Source organism: Sulfitobacter sp. 1A12779 (assembly GCF_043557315.1).
GTDB lineage: Bacteria > Pseudomonadota > Alphaproteobacteria > Rhodobacterales > Rhodobacteraceae > Sulfitobacter > Sulfitobacter faviae.
The window spans coordinates 58,925-74,067 of record NZ_JBIFFU010000011.1 but is presented as its reverse complement, the minus strand read 5'-3'; the positions used below and the strand labels follow the sequence as shown (position 1 = coordinate 74,067).

The 15,143-nt window shown below is 63.7% G+C and carries 14 protein-coding genes; 1 reads left to right on the top strand and 13 read right to left on the bottom strand.

Annotation, left to right across the window (positions count from 1 at the left end; all coding sequences use genetic code 11):
* Nucleotides 1–2: 2 nt before the first annotated feature.
* Together ribD and nrdR are read right to left on the bottom strand one after the other, a co-directional pair.
* A complete protein-coding gene (ribD, locus tag ACGYLQ_RS13850; protein ID WP_394443515.1) occupies nt 3–1,082 on the bottom strand; it encodes a bifunctional diaminohydroxyphosphoribosylaminopyrimidine deaminase/5-amino-6-(5-phosphoribosylamino)uracil reductase RibD in 1,080 nt (359 codons plus the stop codon).
* Nucleotides 1,083–1,111: 29 nt separating this feature from the next.
* The gene (gene nrdR / locus ACGYLQ_RS13845; protein ID WP_067264800.1) at nt 1,112–1,579 is read right to left on the bottom strand and encodes a transcriptional regulator NrdR; all 468 of its coding nucleotides are present in this window, start codon (nt 1,577–1,579) and stop codon (nt 1,112–1,114) included.
* Between the two features lie 186 nt (nt 1,580–1,765).
* Here nrdR and ACGYLQ_RS13840 point away from each other — a divergent pair, with 186 nt between their 5' ends.
* A complete protein-coding gene (locus tag ACGYLQ_RS13840; protein WP_394443467.1) occupies nt 1,766–2,437 on the top strand; it encodes an SDR family oxidoreductase in 672 nt (223 codons plus the stop codon).
* Between the two features lie 18 nt (nt 2,438–2,455).
* On the opposite strand, the gene ACGYLQ_RS13835 is transcribed toward ACGYLQ_RS13840, so the two are convergent.
* The 11 genes from ACGYLQ_RS13835 to ACGYLQ_RS13785 all read right to left on the bottom strand — a co-directional run bounded on the left by ACGYLQ_RS13835 (nt 2,456) and on the right by ACGYLQ_RS13785 (nt 15,109).
* Complete coding sequence (locus ACGYLQ_RS13835) at nt 2,456–2,872, bottom strand: secondary thiamine-phosphate synthase enzyme YjbQ (RefSeq protein ID WP_168612400.1); 417 nt, start codon at nt 2,870–2,872, stop codon at nt 2,456–2,458.
* 1 nt (nt 2,873) lies between these two features.
* The gene (locus tag ACGYLQ_RS13830) at nt 2,874–3,353 is read right to left on the bottom strand and encodes a hypothetical protein (protein ID WP_394443465.1); all 480 of its coding nucleotides are present in this window, start codon (nt 3,351–3,353) and stop codon (nt 2,874–2,876) included.
* Between the two features lie 70 nt (nt 3,354–3,423).
* Nucleotides 3,424–3,837 (bottom strand): hypothetical protein, encoded by a 414-nt coding sequence (locus ACGYLQ_RS13825; RefSeq protein WP_394443463.1) that lies wholly within the window; start codon nt 3,835–3,837, stop codon nt 3,424–3,426.
* Nucleotides 3,838–3,938: 101 nt separating this feature from the next.
* The gene (gene rpoD / locus ACGYLQ_RS13820) at nt 3,939–5,921 is read right to left on the bottom strand and encodes an RNA polymerase sigma factor RpoD (protein WP_067264850.1); all 1,983 of its coding nucleotides are present in this window, start codon (nt 5,919–5,921) and stop codon (nt 3,939–3,941) included.
* Nucleotides 5,922–6,056: 135 nt separating this feature from the next.
* Complete coding sequence (dnaG, locus tag ACGYLQ_RS13815) at nt 6,057–8,051, bottom strand: DNA primase (protein WP_394443461.1); 1,995 nt, start codon at nt 8,049–8,051, stop codon at nt 6,057–6,059.
* A gap of 114 nt (nt 8,052–8,165) precedes the next feature.
* Nucleotides 8,166–8,474: a hypothetical protein gene (locus tag ACGYLQ_RS13810; RefSeq protein ID WP_394443460.1), complete on the bottom strand. Its 309-nt coding sequence runs from the start codon at nt 8,472–8,474 to the stop codon at nt 8,166–8,168.
* Between the two features lie 51 nt (nt 8,475–8,525).
* Nucleotides 8,526–9,062, bottom strand: coding sequence for a sarcosine oxidase subunit gamma (locus tag ACGYLQ_RS13805; protein ID WP_394443458.1), 537 nt, complete (start codon nt 9,060–9,062; stop codon nt 8,526–8,528).
* Nucleotides 9,055–11,991 carry a sarcosine oxidase subunit alpha family protein gene (locus ACGYLQ_RS13800; RefSeq protein WP_394443456.1) on the bottom strand — a complete coding sequence of 979 codons (2,937 nt, stop codon included), beginning with the start codon at nt 11,989–11,991 and terminating at the stop codon, nt 9,055–9,057. The genes ACGYLQ_RS13805 and ACGYLQ_RS13800 overlap by 8 nt, the downstream gene beginning before the upstream one ends.
* The gene (locus ACGYLQ_RS13795; protein ID WP_394443454.1) at nt 11,988–12,260 is read right to left on the bottom strand and encodes a sarcosine oxidase subunit delta; all 273 of its coding nucleotides are present in this window, start codon (nt 12,258–12,260) and stop codon (nt 11,988–11,990) included. The genes ACGYLQ_RS13800 and ACGYLQ_RS13795 overlap by 4 nt, the downstream gene beginning before the upstream one ends.
* Before the next feature lie 12 nt (nt 12,261–12,272).
* Nucleotides 12,273–13,526, bottom strand: a complete 1,254-nt coding sequence (locus tag ACGYLQ_RS13790; RefSeq protein WP_394443452.1) for a sarcosine oxidase subunit beta family protein — start codon at nt 13,524–13,526, stop codon at nt 12,273–12,275.
* A 152-nt stretch (nt 13,527–13,678) separates the two neighbouring features.
* Nucleotides 13,679–15,109: a Glu/Leu/Phe/Val dehydrogenase gene (locus ACGYLQ_RS13785; protein WP_168612392.1), complete on the bottom strand. Its 1,431-nt coding sequence runs from the start codon at nt 15,107–15,109 to the stop codon at nt 13,679–13,681.
* Nucleotides 15,110–15,143: the final 34 nt, after the last annotated feature.

The window sequence follows — 15,143 nt, the reverse complement described above, 5'->3', positions numbered from 1 at the left end:
GCTCAATCGGCTGCGTTGCGCCGCCAGATGTGCAACAGGTCCGGCCCGATCTGCTGGCTGGATTGCAGCGCGAAGCGCGGGGCCTCGGCCAGCCGCGACAGGCCAAGCGCCCCAATGCCGGGCAGACCTTCGGCCCCGATCACCAGCCCGGCGGTGAACCCCACCAGCCGGTCGACCAAATCCGCCTCGATGAGCGAGGCAGCCAAGGCGCTCCCCCCCTCGCAGAAGATCCTTGTGAGACCATGGCCTGCCAGTTGCCGCATCACATCGGTGGGGTCCAACTGCGCCCCCCGCGCGGCACAGGGCAGCAGTGTCGCCCCCAGATCGGCCCAGGCTTTGACCAAAGCCGGATCTGCATCCGCACCGTGGCAGAGGATCAAAGGCACCTCAGCCGCCGTGCGCGCCAGTTGCCCCATCAACGGCAGGTCGAGCCTGCGGGAGACGACAACGCGCGCCGGTTGCTGGGCAAGCCCGAGACCACGCACCGTCAGGCTCGGGTCGTCCTTGCGGGCGGTGCCCGCCCCGACCATCACCGCGTCATGACGGCTGCGCATGGCATGGGTCAGCCGCCGCGCGGGGGCGTCGGTGATCCACTGGCTTTCGCCCGTGCCGGTGGCGATGCGCCCGTCAAAGGAATTGGCCAGCTTCAGCGTCAGCATCGGGCGGCCCAGATCGGTGCGGCAGAAAAAACCGGCGTTATCCGCGCGGGCCGCATCCTCGTGCAGCCCGACTGAGACCTCGATCCCGGCATCTTGCAACATCGCGATGCCGCGCCCGTTGACCCGCGCGTCGTCATCCTGCGTCGCGATCACCACGCGGGCCACGCCTGCGTCGATCAGCGCCTGCGCACAGGGCGGCGTTTTGCCGTGGTGGGAGCAGGGTTCAAGCGTGACATAGACCGTCGCCCCCCGCGCCGCCGCACCCGCCTGCGCCAGCGCCTGCGGCTCGGCATGGGGGCGCCCGCCCGGCTGGGTCCAACCGCGCCCGACGATCCGCGTACCTTGCACGATGACACAGCCCACCGCCGGGTTGGGCCAGACGTTGCCCTGCCCGCGCCGCCCCAAGGACAGCGCCAGCGCCATGAACCGCGCGTCGCTCACCCTCTCGCCGGTCACTCTTCCGGCAGGGCGTCGGGCCGCAGTTCCTGAACGAATTTGTCGAAATCGTCCGCGGCTTGGAAGTTCTTGTAAACAGAGGCGAAACGCACATAGGCCACGGTGTCGATCCGGGCCAGCGCCTCCATCACGATCTCACCGATATGTTTCGAGCTGATGTCGGTCTCGCCCATGCTTTCCAACCGGCGCACGATGCCCGAGATCATCTGATCGATACGTTCGGGATCAATGGGGCGTTTCTGCATGGAGATGCGGATCGAGCGTTCCAGCTTGTCGCGGTCAAAATCCTCGCGCTTGCCGGAGGTTTTGATGACCACAAGGTCGCGCAGTTGCACCCGCTCATAGGTGGTGAAGCGGCCCCCGCAGGCCGGGCAGAACCGTCTGCGCCGGATCGAGACGTGATCCTCGGCCGGGCGGCTGTCTTTCACTTGAGTGTCGATATTTCCGCAAAACGGGCAGCGCATCGGCCGTCCCCCTCTTCATCCTGCCTCACTTGTGGGGCGCGCGGCCCTCTTGTCAAAACTTATAGGGGAGCCGCGAGGTTTTGGGTAGAGAAGATTTCCACAGCTATATCTTGCGTTCAAATATGTGTCATGGACCCAACGGCATGCCCCTGCGTTGGTCAACGAAGGCTATAAACGGAGCATACCATGACCAAGACACTTTTTCTGACCGGCGCCTCCAGCGGGATCGGCGCCGCCACCGCCCGCGCCGCCGCGAAAGCGGGCTGGAACATCGGCCTCTTTGCCCGGAGCGAAGACAAGCTGAACGACCTCGCCGCCGAGATTGGCGACCAAGCACTCGTGCTTGTGGGCGACGCCACCGATTACGACGCGCAGAAACAATCGATCAACAAACTGGCTGACCATTTCGGACAGGTCGACGCCGCCTTTGCCAACGCCGGACGCGGCACCAGCCCGGCGGGGACAGAGAATGGCGACCCGCAGGATTGGAAAGCGATGGTCGACCTCAACATCATGGGCGCGCTCTATACCGCCCATGCCGCCATGCCGCATCTGCGCAAGACCACGGGGCAATATATCGTGACCGGTTCTGCTGCCGGGCGGCGGCATATCCAAGGGTCGATCTACGGGGCGACCAAGTGGTTTATCCACGGCTACGCAGGCAATCTCGCGGATGAGATGGCCGAATGGGGTGGCCGCTGCATGGTCGTCTCACCCGGCATGGTCGACACTGCCTTTTTCGACGAGGCCAAGCCTGACAAGCTGCAGCCTGAGGACGTGGCGGATGCGGTGATGCATGCGCTCGAAGCGCCCGCGCGGGCGGCGGTGCGTGAAATTCACCTGATGCCGACGGGGTGACCCCTGCCCGGTCCGGCGTCAGTCGGGCCGGAAATGCGCCGCGATGCGCCGCTGATGCGGGGCGTCGCGATGCTCGAACAGGTAAATGCCCTGCCACGTGCCCAACATCATCCGCCCCCGCGCGACGGGGATGCTAAGGCTCACCGGCAGGACCGAGGCTTTGATATGCGCGGGCATATCATCCGGCCCTTCCATCAGATGCGTGAGATAGCGCATTTCTGGCGCATCGGCTGGCGGCACCAGCCGGGCGAAATAGGCCAAGAGGTCGCGCTGCACATCCGGGTCTGCGTTCTCTTGGATCAGCAGAGAGGCCGAGGTGTGCTGCACCAAGAGCGTCAGCAGCCCGTCCCCCTGCCCTGCAATCCAGCGTGCCACATCATTCGTGAACTCGTAGAGCGCCTGACCGCGGGTTTGAATGGTAAAAACTGTCTGCATCTCAGCAGGCTCCCCAGTGCTGCGCCTCTAGGTCCCAACATTGGCCAGCCGCCTCTTTCGCGTCGCTTATGGCAAAGAGGCCGAGTTCCGCCGTCCCCCTGTCGCAGGAAAGCGAGGCGATCTCGCGCCCATTCTCGCGCACCGTCACCCCACCATCGCTGATCTGATCGAATTTGTTGAAAGAGCCATAGACCTCATATGTGAAAGCGCCATTCCGAAAGGTCGTGCTTTCCCAGATGGCGCGACCTATGCCCGGCCAAGGCTGATGCGCCACCTCCGTAATCGGGGCGCTCAGGGTCAGACCGGGCGCGTCAGTCGGGCCGAAGCGGTAGATCACCTCTTCCCCGTCGAGGCAGACTTCCAACTGCTTCGCCCCTTGGTCAATCGTACAGGTTAGAACCGTGGCGCTGCGATGGTGGCAATGGGCAAGGGCTTGGCTGGTGCCGAGGGTCAGAAACAGGCTGGCGAGCACGAAACGCATGAGATCAATCCGTCGTAACAATACCCGCAGAATAAGACCGCCACCGGGTGAAAACAACGGCTTCCCCAGTTCAGAAATCCCGCAACTCAATTATGCGATCCAGACAGAACTGCCGGGCATGGTGGCTGGGCAAGTTCTCTCCCGCGCGGTTGATCGTGACGGAATAGGACTGCCCCCTGTCGCCGCTCACCCGCTCAGGATTGGTGGTGTAAACCACGCCGGTGCGGCCCACGCCGCTCACCGACGGGCCGCGGGGCGTTTTGATATAAAGCCGCTCCCCGCGCGGGAGGCCCAGCACGTCCTGCGCAAACTCCGCTGCGGCGCACCAGATGTGACGCGCGCCCGCGCCGTGGTCTTCGATCACCTCGAACTCCTGCGCGGTGAGGGGCACGACGATCAGCCGGTTCTCGGCCCGGTAGGCCTGTGCGGCGGCTTGCAGCGGCAGCATAAGGCAAAGAAGGGTAAGGACAGTTTTGCGCATCATGGGAACCTTCTTGGGATACCCCCTTGATGTAAGCGGCGTGGGCGGCAGGTCAAAGACCCGCCCCGCAAAAGAAAACGCGGCCACCGGGACCGCGTTTTGAATTATTGATCAAGGAAGCTGCGCAGCTTGCGCGAGCGGCTCGGATGTTTGAGCTTGCGCAATGCTTTGGCTTCGATCTGGCGAATACGTTCGCGCGTGACCGAGAATTGCTGGCCGACCTCTTCGAGCGTGTGATCGGTGTTCATGCCGATGCCGAAGCGCATCCGCAGCACGCGTTCCTCGCGGGGCGTGAGCGAGGACAGCACCCGCGTCGTAGTCTCCTTGAGGTTTTCCTGAATGGCGCTGTCGAGCGGCAGCACGGCATTCTTGTCCTCGATGAAGTCACCCAGTTGGCTGTCTTCCTCGTCGCCGATGGGCGTCTCAAGGCTGATCGGCTCCTTGGCGATCTTCATCACCTTGCGGACCTTTTCGAGCGGCATTTGCAGCTTCTCGGCCAGTTCCTCCGGCGTCGGCTCGCGGCCAATCTCGTGGAGCATCTGGCGACCGGTCCGGACCAGTTTGTTGATCGTCTCGATCATATGCACCGGAATGCGGATGGTGCGTGCTTGGTCAGCAATCGAGCGGGTGATCGCCTGACGGATCCACCATGTCGCGTAGGTGGAGAACTTGTAGCCGCGGCGGTACTCGAACTTATCGACGGCCTTCATCAGGCCGATGTTGCCTTCCTGAATAAGATCAAGGAATTGCAGCCCGCGGTTCGTGTATTTCTTCGCGATGGAGATCACGAGGCGCAGGTTCGCTTCGACCATCTCTTTCTTGGCCTGACGGGCTTCTTTCTCACCCTTCTGGACCTGCTGCACGATGCGGCGGAATTCCGAGATATCCAGCCCGACATATTGGCCGACCTGCGCCATGTCGGCACGCAGTTCTTCGACCTTTTCGGATGAGCGTTCGATGAACATCTGCCAGCCACGACCGGACTTCTCGGCCATCCGCTCCATCCAGTTGGGATCAAGCTCATAGCCGCGGTAGTTGTCGACGAATTCCTTGCGGTTGATGCGCGCTTGGTCGGCGAGCTTCACCATGGCGCTGTCGATCTGCATGATGCGGCGGTTAATGCCGTAAAGCTGGTCGATCAGGGCTTCGATACGGTTGTTGTGCAGATGCAGGTCGTTCACCAAAAGCACGATTTCCGACCGCAGCTTCTGATAGGTCTCTTCCTGCTCCTTGGTGAAAGAGCCGTCTTCGTTCAGCGTGGCCGAGATGCGGCTGTCCTGCATCGCGCTGAGCTTTTCATAGTCATCCGCGATGATGTCGAGCGCTTCGAGAACCTGCGGTTTCAACGCCGCTTCCATGGCCGCAAGGCTCATGTTGGCCTGTTCGTCCTCGTCGTCGTCGTCATCCGAGGAGATCGGATTGCCGTCGGCGTCATATTCGGGCTTGGACTCTTCGGTCTTGGTCTCGGCCCCGGCGGCGGGGGCGACGACCGGAGAGGTCTCCTCCTCATCGCCCATCTGCGTGCCAAAGGTGGCTTCAAGGTCGATCACGTCACGCAGCAGAATGTCTTCAGACAGAAGTTCGTCACGCCAGATGGTGATCGCTTGGAAAGTCAGCGGGCTTTCGCAAAGGCCCGCGATCATGGTGTTGCGGCCAGCTTCGATGCGCTTGGCGATGGCGATCTCGCCCTCGCGGCTCAGCAGTTCGACACTGCCCATCTCGCGCAGGTACATGCGCACCGGGTCATCGGTGCGGTCGAGCTTCTCGGAGGTGCCGGAGGACAGCGCCACATCACGGTTGGACTCAGTGGTCGCAACCTCGGTCGAGCCTTTGTTCTCTTCCTCTTCGGCTTCCTCGTCTTCGATGATGTTGATGCCCATTTCCGAGAGCATCGACATCACGTCTTCGATCTGTTCCGAGCTGACCTGATCGGGCGGCAGCACCGTGTTCAGCTGATCGTAGGTGATATAGCCCTTCTCGCGGGCCTCACCGATCATCTTCTTAACGGCGGCTTGGCTCATGTCGAGCGAGTGGCCGGCCTCTGAATCGTTGCTCTTTGCGTCGTCATTCGTATCTTTGGCAGCCATCTCATGCTCCTTCAGCGCGTCAGCGCGAATCATCCGCAGACGATTCGGTTTTCCGAATCATGCGGGGTTATGGGTGATTCTTAAACCCGTTGCCCAGCATTTTCAAAAAGTCCTGCAAATGGGCCACGCCAATGCTCATCCGCGGCCCTTTGACTTGTCATATTTAATCGTTCCCAACAGCGCGTCCAATGCGCTGCGCTCATCGCGGTCCATCGTCATGCCGTTGTCGCCCACGTCGAATTCCCCGTTGCTTTCTTCCTGTGCGCTGCGGCGGGCAAGATCGGCAGCACGGGCCGCTTCGCTCAAGCGCCAGGTGACCCCCTCATCCGCCGGGCCGCTGAGGTCTTCGACGGCTTCGGCGATCTCTTCGTTCAGCCCACGGGCAGCATCCAGTTTGGCCAGTTCCTCGGCCACGGTCAGGCGGGTCATGTCCACATTGCCGGGATTCCGGATGCAGGGCGTGATGGCAACGTGGCGTTGCCCCTTCATGTTTTCAAGTGTCTCCCAGCCGAGGGAATAGGAAATCTCCTCGCGCAGCCGCTCTTCGCCCGCATGGCCAAAGCGCAGCAGCAGATCGCGCAGCCGCGCGTGATCAGGGTCATCGCAGCGCATCGCCTCCAACCCGGTCTCGAAGGTCTCGATCAACTGCGGGCAATCGACGAGGGCCACAAGGATCACCGCCTCGCGCAGATGCATGCCCACCTGCTCATCGCTCATCGCCACGAGGGCCGAGGCTTTGGTGCTGGCCAGCGGGGCCAGCGGCGCGCCCCAAGCAGCGCCCTTGCCGGCTTTGCCCTTGCCCGGCGCTTTGCCCCCGACGGGGCGGAATTCGGGCCGTTTCTTTTGCGGGCGGAACAGCTCCCACCGCAGATCCTTGATCTCTTGCCCATAATGGCTGCGGATCGACGGGTCGCGGATCAGCTTGATCTTTTCGCGCAGGCTTTTGTCCAGCGCCGCCTTGCGTTCAGGGCTGTCGAAAACCTTGCCTTCGGTCTCACGCTGCCACAGCAGGCGCACCATGGGCAGGGCGTTGTCCAAGAGCTTTTGCAAGGCCCCGGCCCCCTGCGCGCGCAGCAGATCGTCAGGATCCTGCCCCTCGGGCATGACCGCGAAACGCAGGCTCTGTCCAGCCTCCAACAGTGGCAGGGCCAGATCGATCAGGCGCAGCGCCGCGCGTTGGCCCGCCGCATCGCCATCCAGCGTGATGATCGGCTCAGGCGCGATCCGCCACAACATCTGCAATTGGTTCTCGGTGATCGCGGTGCCCAAGGGGGCCACGGCCCCTTCGAACCCCGCCCCATGCAGGGCGATCACATCCATATAGCCTTCGGCCACGATCAGCGGCTGCCCCCGCCCTGCGGCGGCGCGGGCGTGTTTGACGTTGTAAAGGCTGCGGCCCTTGTCAAAGAGTTCGGTCTCGGGCGAGTTGAGGTATTTCGCCTTATCCTCGGGGTCCATCGCGCGACCGCCGAAAGCAATCGCCCGGCCCCGCGCATCGCGGATCGGGAACATGATGCGCCCCCGGAACGTGTCATAGGGCTTGCCGCCCTTGGAGGAGGGTTTCGCCAGCCCCGCCCCGAGGATCAACTCATCCGCCACGCCCTTTGACTTGAGCGCATCCCAAAGCCCCTGCCAACTGTTCGGGGCAAAGCCAATCTCCCAATGGGCCTGCGCCTGTTCCGACAACCCGCGCTTGGCCAGATAATCGCGCGCCGCCCCCGCCGCCCCGGTGCGCAGTTGCAGGCGGAACCATTGCACCGCTTGCTCCATCACCTCGGCCAATTGCGTGCGCTTGTCGGCCTTGGCCTGCGCGCGGGGGTCTTGCTTGGGGATCGTCATGCCGACTTCGCGGGCGATGATCTCCACCGCCTCCATGAAGCTCACATTCTCGGTCTCGCGCACGAAAGAGATCGCATCCCCCTTCGCGTGGCATCCAAAGCAGTAGTAGAACCCTTTGCGCTCATCGACGTGAAAGCTGGCGGATCTTTCCTGATGGAAGGGGCATGGCGCCCACATGTCGCCCTTGCCCTGATTGGACTTTCGGTTGTCCCAAATGACCTTGCGCCCCACCACCTGAGACAGGCTGGCGCGGTCACGCAGTTCTTCCAAAAATCCGGGGGGCAGGCTCATGGCTTCATATACCGGCTGGGGCAGTTCAGAGTCCAGAGGAGGCGGCGCGGCGGCGGGCGGTTAAACGCCCCTTTTGCCGGGCAGCGCCCCCTGCCCGGCACGGCGTTGGTCAGCCTACTGGGCGAGGCACATTTCTTTCCACGCGGCGGCGAGATCGTTCTTTTTCACGTCGCGCATCTTCATCTCGTAGACCCAAGGGGTCACCAGCGGAATCGCGGTGTTAAAGCTCTCGGGCCATGTCGCCTTGGCCTTTACGGCGGCGGGGACTTGGCGCTCTTTCACGCGGTCGAGGCGGGCCTGCTGCACGGCGGCGACCACGGCGGCCTGATGCATGCAGCTCGTCTCTTTCTTCGAGGCCGCCAGCGCCGGGCCCGAGACCGCCATGCCGATCGCGGCCAATGCGGCGAAAATCGTTTTGTTCATGTCTATGCTCCGTTGTTTGCCAAACGGGGATTCGGGCCCCTGCCGAACAACCTAGCGCCGCGATGCCACCGCTTCCATAGCGCGGCGCAACTCCTGCACCAAAGTGGCGGCCATCGACCGATAGACCATCAACAAAAAGCCGGTATCGGTGCGGGTGATCGCGGCGGGCATGTCGCGCAATGCGCTGCGCAGGGTCTGACCGGGTTTGAAGGCCGCCGCGCGCAGGTCAACCGGGGCAAGCCGCGCCAGTACATCCTCGGCCGCCGGCCCCTGCAACTCCGCCACTGCCCATCCGTCCGAGACATCGACGAGGGCTGCATGTTTCGCAAGCGCCTCATCCGGTGCGGGCCCGACAAGCAGCGCCTCTTCCCGGCCAAACCAAAGGCATTGGACATCGCCCTTGGCGGTGCTCTGAAGCGGCTCCGGCAGGGCAACCCCATGGGCGGCCTCCAGCGCCTTGGTGAGGCCCGCCGGATCGAACACGCCCAGCACGGTCAACTGGCCCAGATCGCGGGCCGCCATCGTCATCTCACCGATGTGCAGCGGGAGCAGATCGCCGAACGGTGTTTGCGCTTTCAATTCAACCACGGGCGCGCCCTCCTTCAGGGTCCACAAAGACCGGGGCGCAGATCTCTACCTCCGCCTCGATTTCGCGCAGATGGTCAACCATGCGCATCACCTCCCCATGCCGGGCGCGGCCCCGGGTGACGAAGCCCAGCCCGATAAACGTGCCGACATCCGGCGAAAAGCCGACCGAGGTCGTATGGCCTTGCGCATTCTCGCGGCTGGCCTCGGCCCCGGCCTCGAACAGAAACGCCCCTGCCGTGAGTTGTTTCACCGCGCCGACGGGCCGCAGCCCGACCAGTTGCGCGCGGTTTGGGTCGCGCAGGCCGGGGCGTTCGGACATGGTCTTGCCGATACAGTCCTTGGCATCCGACAGCATCCGCCCCATGCCGATATCCTCTGCCGTGGCGCGGCCGTCGATCTCTGCATGGGTGATATGGCCCTTCTCCAACCGCAGCACGTTGAGCGCCTCCATCCCATAGGCGCCGCCCTCCAACGCCTCGGCCCGCGCGACCAGCAGATCAAACAGCGCCGCGCCATAGCGCGCGGGCACGGCGATCTCATAGGCATGTTCGCCGGAGAAGGAGATGCGGAACAGCCGCGCCGCGACCCCGCCGAGCCGCACATCGCCGCAGGCCATGAAGGGGAAGCTCTCATTGTCGATCGGCTGCTCCAGCAGCCCGTTCAGCAATTCGCGAGACTTCGGCCCTGCCACGGCGAATTGCGCCCATTGTTCGGTGACCGAAGACAGATGCACCTGCCATTCGGGGTGCAGACATTGCGTGACGAATTCCAGATGGCGCATCACCTCACCGGCAGCGCCGGTGGTGGTGGTCATCAGGTAATGCGTCTCGCCCAAACGCGCGCAGGTGCCATCGTCCATGACGAAACCGTCTTCGCGCAGCATCAGCCCATAGCGCACCTTACCGACCCTTAAGGTGCTGAACTTGTTCGTATAAACCAGATCGAGCAGCTTGGCCGCATCCGGCCCCTGAATGTCGATCTTGCCCAAGGTCGAGACATCGCAGATGCCCACCGTCTTGCGGACAAACCCGACCTCGCGGTCGCAGGATTGACGCCAGTTGCGCTCCTGCCCGCGCGGAAAATAGCCGGGGCGATACCACAGCCCCGCCTCCACCATCGGGGCGTTCATGGCAAGGCTGGCCGCGTGGCTGGTGGTCAGCCGTTCAGGCGCAAAGCCCTTGCCCTGCCCGCCCGCGCCCATCGCTGCAATCGCAACCGGGGTATAGGGCGGGCGGAAGGTGGTCGTGCCCGTCTCGGCAATGCCGCGCCCGGTGGCATCGGCCAGCACCGCCAGCGCCGCCACGTTGGAGTTCTTGCCCTGATCGGGGGCCATGCCTTGGGTCGTGTAACGCTTCATATGCTCGACCGAGCGGAAGCTCTCGGCCGCCGCCTGCTGCACATCCTTCACGCAGACATCGTTCTGGAAATCCAGCCACGCCCGGCCCTTGCCCGGCACCGCCCAAAGCGGGGCAAGGCGGTAGGGCGCGTCATCGGCCTGTGGCAGATCGATGGGCACTGGCTTGCGGCCCAAAGCCGCCAACGCGTCCCCTGCCGCCGCCACACCCGCCGCAAGGCAGCCGTGGGTCGAGAAGTTGCCGTTACAGGCCCCCGCCACATGCATCCCCGGCACCGCGCCGGGGGTCGGCACAAAGGCGTGGATCTCGGGCGACCATGTCGGTCGCCCGTTCATATGGCAGGTGAGATGCAGCGAGGGGTTCCAACCGCCCGACATGGCCAGACAATCAGCCTGTATCTTATGCACGCCTGCCGCGGTGCGGATCGACACCGCCTCCAGCTCCTTGCCGCCCGAGGTGTTGCAGACCACCGCCCCACGCAGCACCGGGAAATCCGCGCCATCGCGGCTGACCCCCTCGCGGCTGTCGATCAGTGCGGCCACATGCACACCTGCTGCCGCCAGATCGCGGGCCGTGCGATGGGCGTCGTCGTTATTGCCAAAGACCGCAACCTGCTTGCCCGGAGCCACGCCCCAGCGGTTGAGATAGACCCGCACCGCACCCGCGGTCATGATGCCCGGGCGGTCGTTGTTGGCGAAGGCGACGGGGCGCTCCAAAGCACCTGCCGCGAGGATGGATTGCTTGGCTGCGATGCGCCAGAAACACTCAAGCGGCGCGCCTTCGCCCCGCCGCGCGCGGTGTTGGTTGACCCGTTCCAACGCGCCGAACATCCCGCCGTCATAGGCGCCGGTCACCGTCGTGCGGGGCATCAGGCGCACATTGTCCATCGCCGCGAGTTCCGCGACCACGCCCGCCGCCCATACATGACCCGGCTCACCATCGACACGCTCGTTCTCGGCATTCAGCCGCCCGCCCATCAGCACATCTTCATCGGCGAGGATCACATCCGCCCCCGCCCGCGCCGCCACCAATGCCGCCATCAGACCCGCCGGGCCTGCACCGATCACCAAAAGATCGCAAAAGGCATAGGCTTTCTCATAGGCGTCCGCATTGGGCTGGCCGCTCAGCCGCCCGAGCCCCGCGGCACGGCGGATCACCGGCTCATAGACGCGCCGCCAAAAATTGCGCGGCCACATGAAGGTCTTGTAATAGAACCCCGCCCCGAGGAACGGCGATGCCAAATCGTTCACCGCCATGAGGTCAAGATCGAGGCTCGGCCAAGCGTTCTGGCTGCGCACCTGCAAACCTTCGTAAATCTCTTGCATGGTGGCGCGGACATTGGGCTCTGACGCGGGGCCGACGCCGGTGGTCACCAGCGCGTTCGGCTCTTCGCTGCCTGCGCTCAGCACCCCGCGCGGGCGGTGGTATTTGAACGACCGCCCCATCAACCGCTGCCCGTTCGCCAGCATGGCCGAGGCGACCGTATCGCCCGCAAAGCCGCCGTAGCGCCGCCCGTCGAAGGTAAAGCTGACCGGCGTCTCCCGGTCGATCAATCCGCGCCCTGCAATCCTCATGCCATGGCCCTTTTCACATCCGATGCCAATTCCACGGCCCGCACCGCATGGGTCACCGTATCGCGGGTGACGACGAGCCAAGCGCCGCAGCCGGTCTCATGCTGCCACAGGTCGCGGGTCTCTCCCGCCGGGTTGTCGCGCAGGTGCAGATAGGCGTCCCATTCCTCATCCGAGGCATCGGGCGCAGGCCGGGCCAAGGCGATGGCATCGCCGCGATAATAGAACTCCCGCCGATCCCGGCTGCCGCAGATGGGGCATTCGATCCGCATATTCGCCCTCCCTCAGTGCAAGTTGTGCTGAGACCCGGTGGCCTCTTCATCCATCAGACCTTCGCCCGAGCGGAACCGGTCGAGCCTAAAGCCCGCCGCCGTCTCATGGGGCTGCCCGGTGGCCATCAGATGCGCCAGCGCATAGCCCGAGGCGGGCACCGCCTTGAAGCCGCCGTAGCACCAGCCGCAGTCGACGAACAAACCCTCGGTCTCGGTCTTGTCGATGATCGGGCTGCCATCGGGTGTCATGTCCATGATCCCACCCCAAGAGCGCAGCACGCGGGCCTTGCCGATCATCGGCATCAGGGTCATCCCCGCCTCCATCACATGTTCCATCATCGGCAGATTGCCGCGCTGCGCGTAGGAGGCATAGAAATCCAGATCGCCACCAAAGACCAACCCGCCCTTGTCGGACTGGCTGATATAGAAATGCCCCATGCCAAAGCTGATCACATGGTCGATCACAGGCTTTAACCCTTCGGAGACGAAGGCCTGCAAGACATGGCTCTCGATCGGCAGGCGCATCCCGGCCATCGCCGCCACCTGCCCCGAGCGCCCCGCCGTCACGATCGCCACCTTCTTGGCCCGGATCGCCCCGCGCGTGGTCTGTACGCCGCGCACGCGGCCGTTTTCAATGTCGATGCCGGTGACTTCGCATTGCTGGATCAGATCGACACCGCGCTGGTCCGCGCCGCGCGCATAGCCCCACGCCACCGCATCGTGGCGCGCGGTGCCGCCGCGTCGGTGCAGCAACCCGCCGTAGATGGGAAAGCGCCCGTTGTCGTAATCCAGATAGGGCAGCACTTTGCGCAGACCCTCGCGGTCGAGCAGTTCCGCATCGTCGCCCTGATTGATCATCGCATTGCCGCGCCGGGCCGAAGCATCGCGCTGCGCGTCTGAGTGAAACAGGGTGATCACGCCGCGCTGGCTGAACATCACGTTATAGTTCAACTCCTCCGACAGACCTTCCCAGAGTTTCAGCGAATGGCTGTAGAACTCGGAATTGCCTGGCAGAAAGTAATTGCCGCGCACCACGGTCGTGTTGCGCCCCACGTTGCCCCCGCCGAGGTAGCCTTTCTCAAGCACCGCGACATTCGTCATGCCGTGGTTCTTGGCTAGGTAGTAGGCCGTGCTCAGCCCATGCCCGCCACCGCCAATGATCACCGCGTCATATTCCGCCTGCGGTTCTGGATCGCGCCATTGCGCCGTCCAACCCCGATTGCCGGTCAAGCCTTCGCGCAACACCCGCAGTCCTGAAAATCGCATCTTTCGCCTCCCCCGGTCTTGGCGCAGTCAAGCAACTTGGGGCGCAAGTATCAATGACAGAAAACGCCTCTCGCACCCACTACGCCCCCCGACGGCAAAAAGGGGCGCAGGACGCCCCTTTTTCGGTCACTTCAAGAGAGGCGATACGCCCCTCAAAGCCCCTTGGCGTGATAGCTCGCCGCGACCTTTTCGATCGAGACGAGATAGGCCGCCGTGCGCAGATCATCGACATCGTCGCGGCTGTGCCAAACGTGGGCCATCGCCTCATAGGCCGTGCGCATCGTGTCATCGAGACCGGAGCGGACCAGTTCCAACTCCCCCGCACCGCGCAGGTACTTCTCTTTGAAGTCGGGGCTCAGCGTCCAGCCGAGGTCCTTGTCCGCGCTCAGCCGCTCAAGCTCATCCACCACCAGTTGGTGGCGCGATTCCTCGGCGCGGCGCTGCATGCGGCCAAAGCGGATGTGGCTGAGGTTCTTGACCCACTCGAAGTAAGAGACCGTCACACCGCCTGCGTTGGCATACATATCCGGCACGATCACCGTCCCCTTCTTGCGCAGCACCTCATCCGCCCCGGCGGTCACCGGACCGTTCGCGGCCTCGATGATCAGGGGCGCCTTGATACGCTCGGCATTGGTGAGGTTGATCACCCCCTCAAGCGCGGCGGGGATCAGGATATCGCAGTCCGCTTCCAGAAACTTGGCGCCATCCTCTTCGAACTTCGCATCGGCATAGCCTTTGATCGTGCCGTGCTTTTCGATCCACTTGTGCACCGCCTCGACGTTGAGCCCGTCTTCGCTGTGTAGCGCGCCATCGCGTTCGATGATCGCGGTGATCTTCGCGCCATCTTCTTCGCTGAGGAACTTGGCGGCGTGATAGCCCACGTTGCCGAGACCCTGAATGATGACCCGCTTGCCGTCGAGCTTGCCCGAAAGGCCCGCTTTCTTCAGCCCCTCGGGATCACGGAAGAAGGCTTGGAGCGCATATTGCACGCCCCGGCCTGTCGCCTCGGTCCGGCCTTGGATGCCGCCCGCGTTGATCGGCTTGCCGGTGACACAGGCCACACCGTTGATGTCGGTGGTGTTCATGCGTTTGTACTGGTCCGCGATCCAAGCCATCTCACGTTCGCCGGTGCCCATATCGGGGGCGGGCACGTTCTGCGCGGGGTGGATCATGTCGCGTTTGATCAACTCATAGGCGAAACGCCGGGTGATCAGTTCAAGCTCATGTTCATCGTAGTCGCGCGGATCGATGCAAAGCCCGCCTTTAGAGCCGCCAAAGGGCGCCTCTACCAGCGCGCATTTATAGGTCATCAGCGCGGCCAGCGCTTCGACCTCGTTCTGGTTCACGGCCATGGAATAGCGGATACCGCCCTTCACGGGCTCCATATGTTCGGAATGGACCGAACGGTAGCCGGTGAACGTATGCATCCGGCCCCGCAGACGCACGCCGAAACGCACCGTGTAGGTGGCGTTGCAAACGCGGATTTTCTCTTCGAGACCGGGCGGCAAATCCATCAGCGCGACCGCGCGATTGAACATCAGGTCCACACTGTCGCGGAAACTCGGCTCATTGGCTGGATTCATCGGTCTCTCCTCTTCTTGTCCGGTCGCGGTCCCT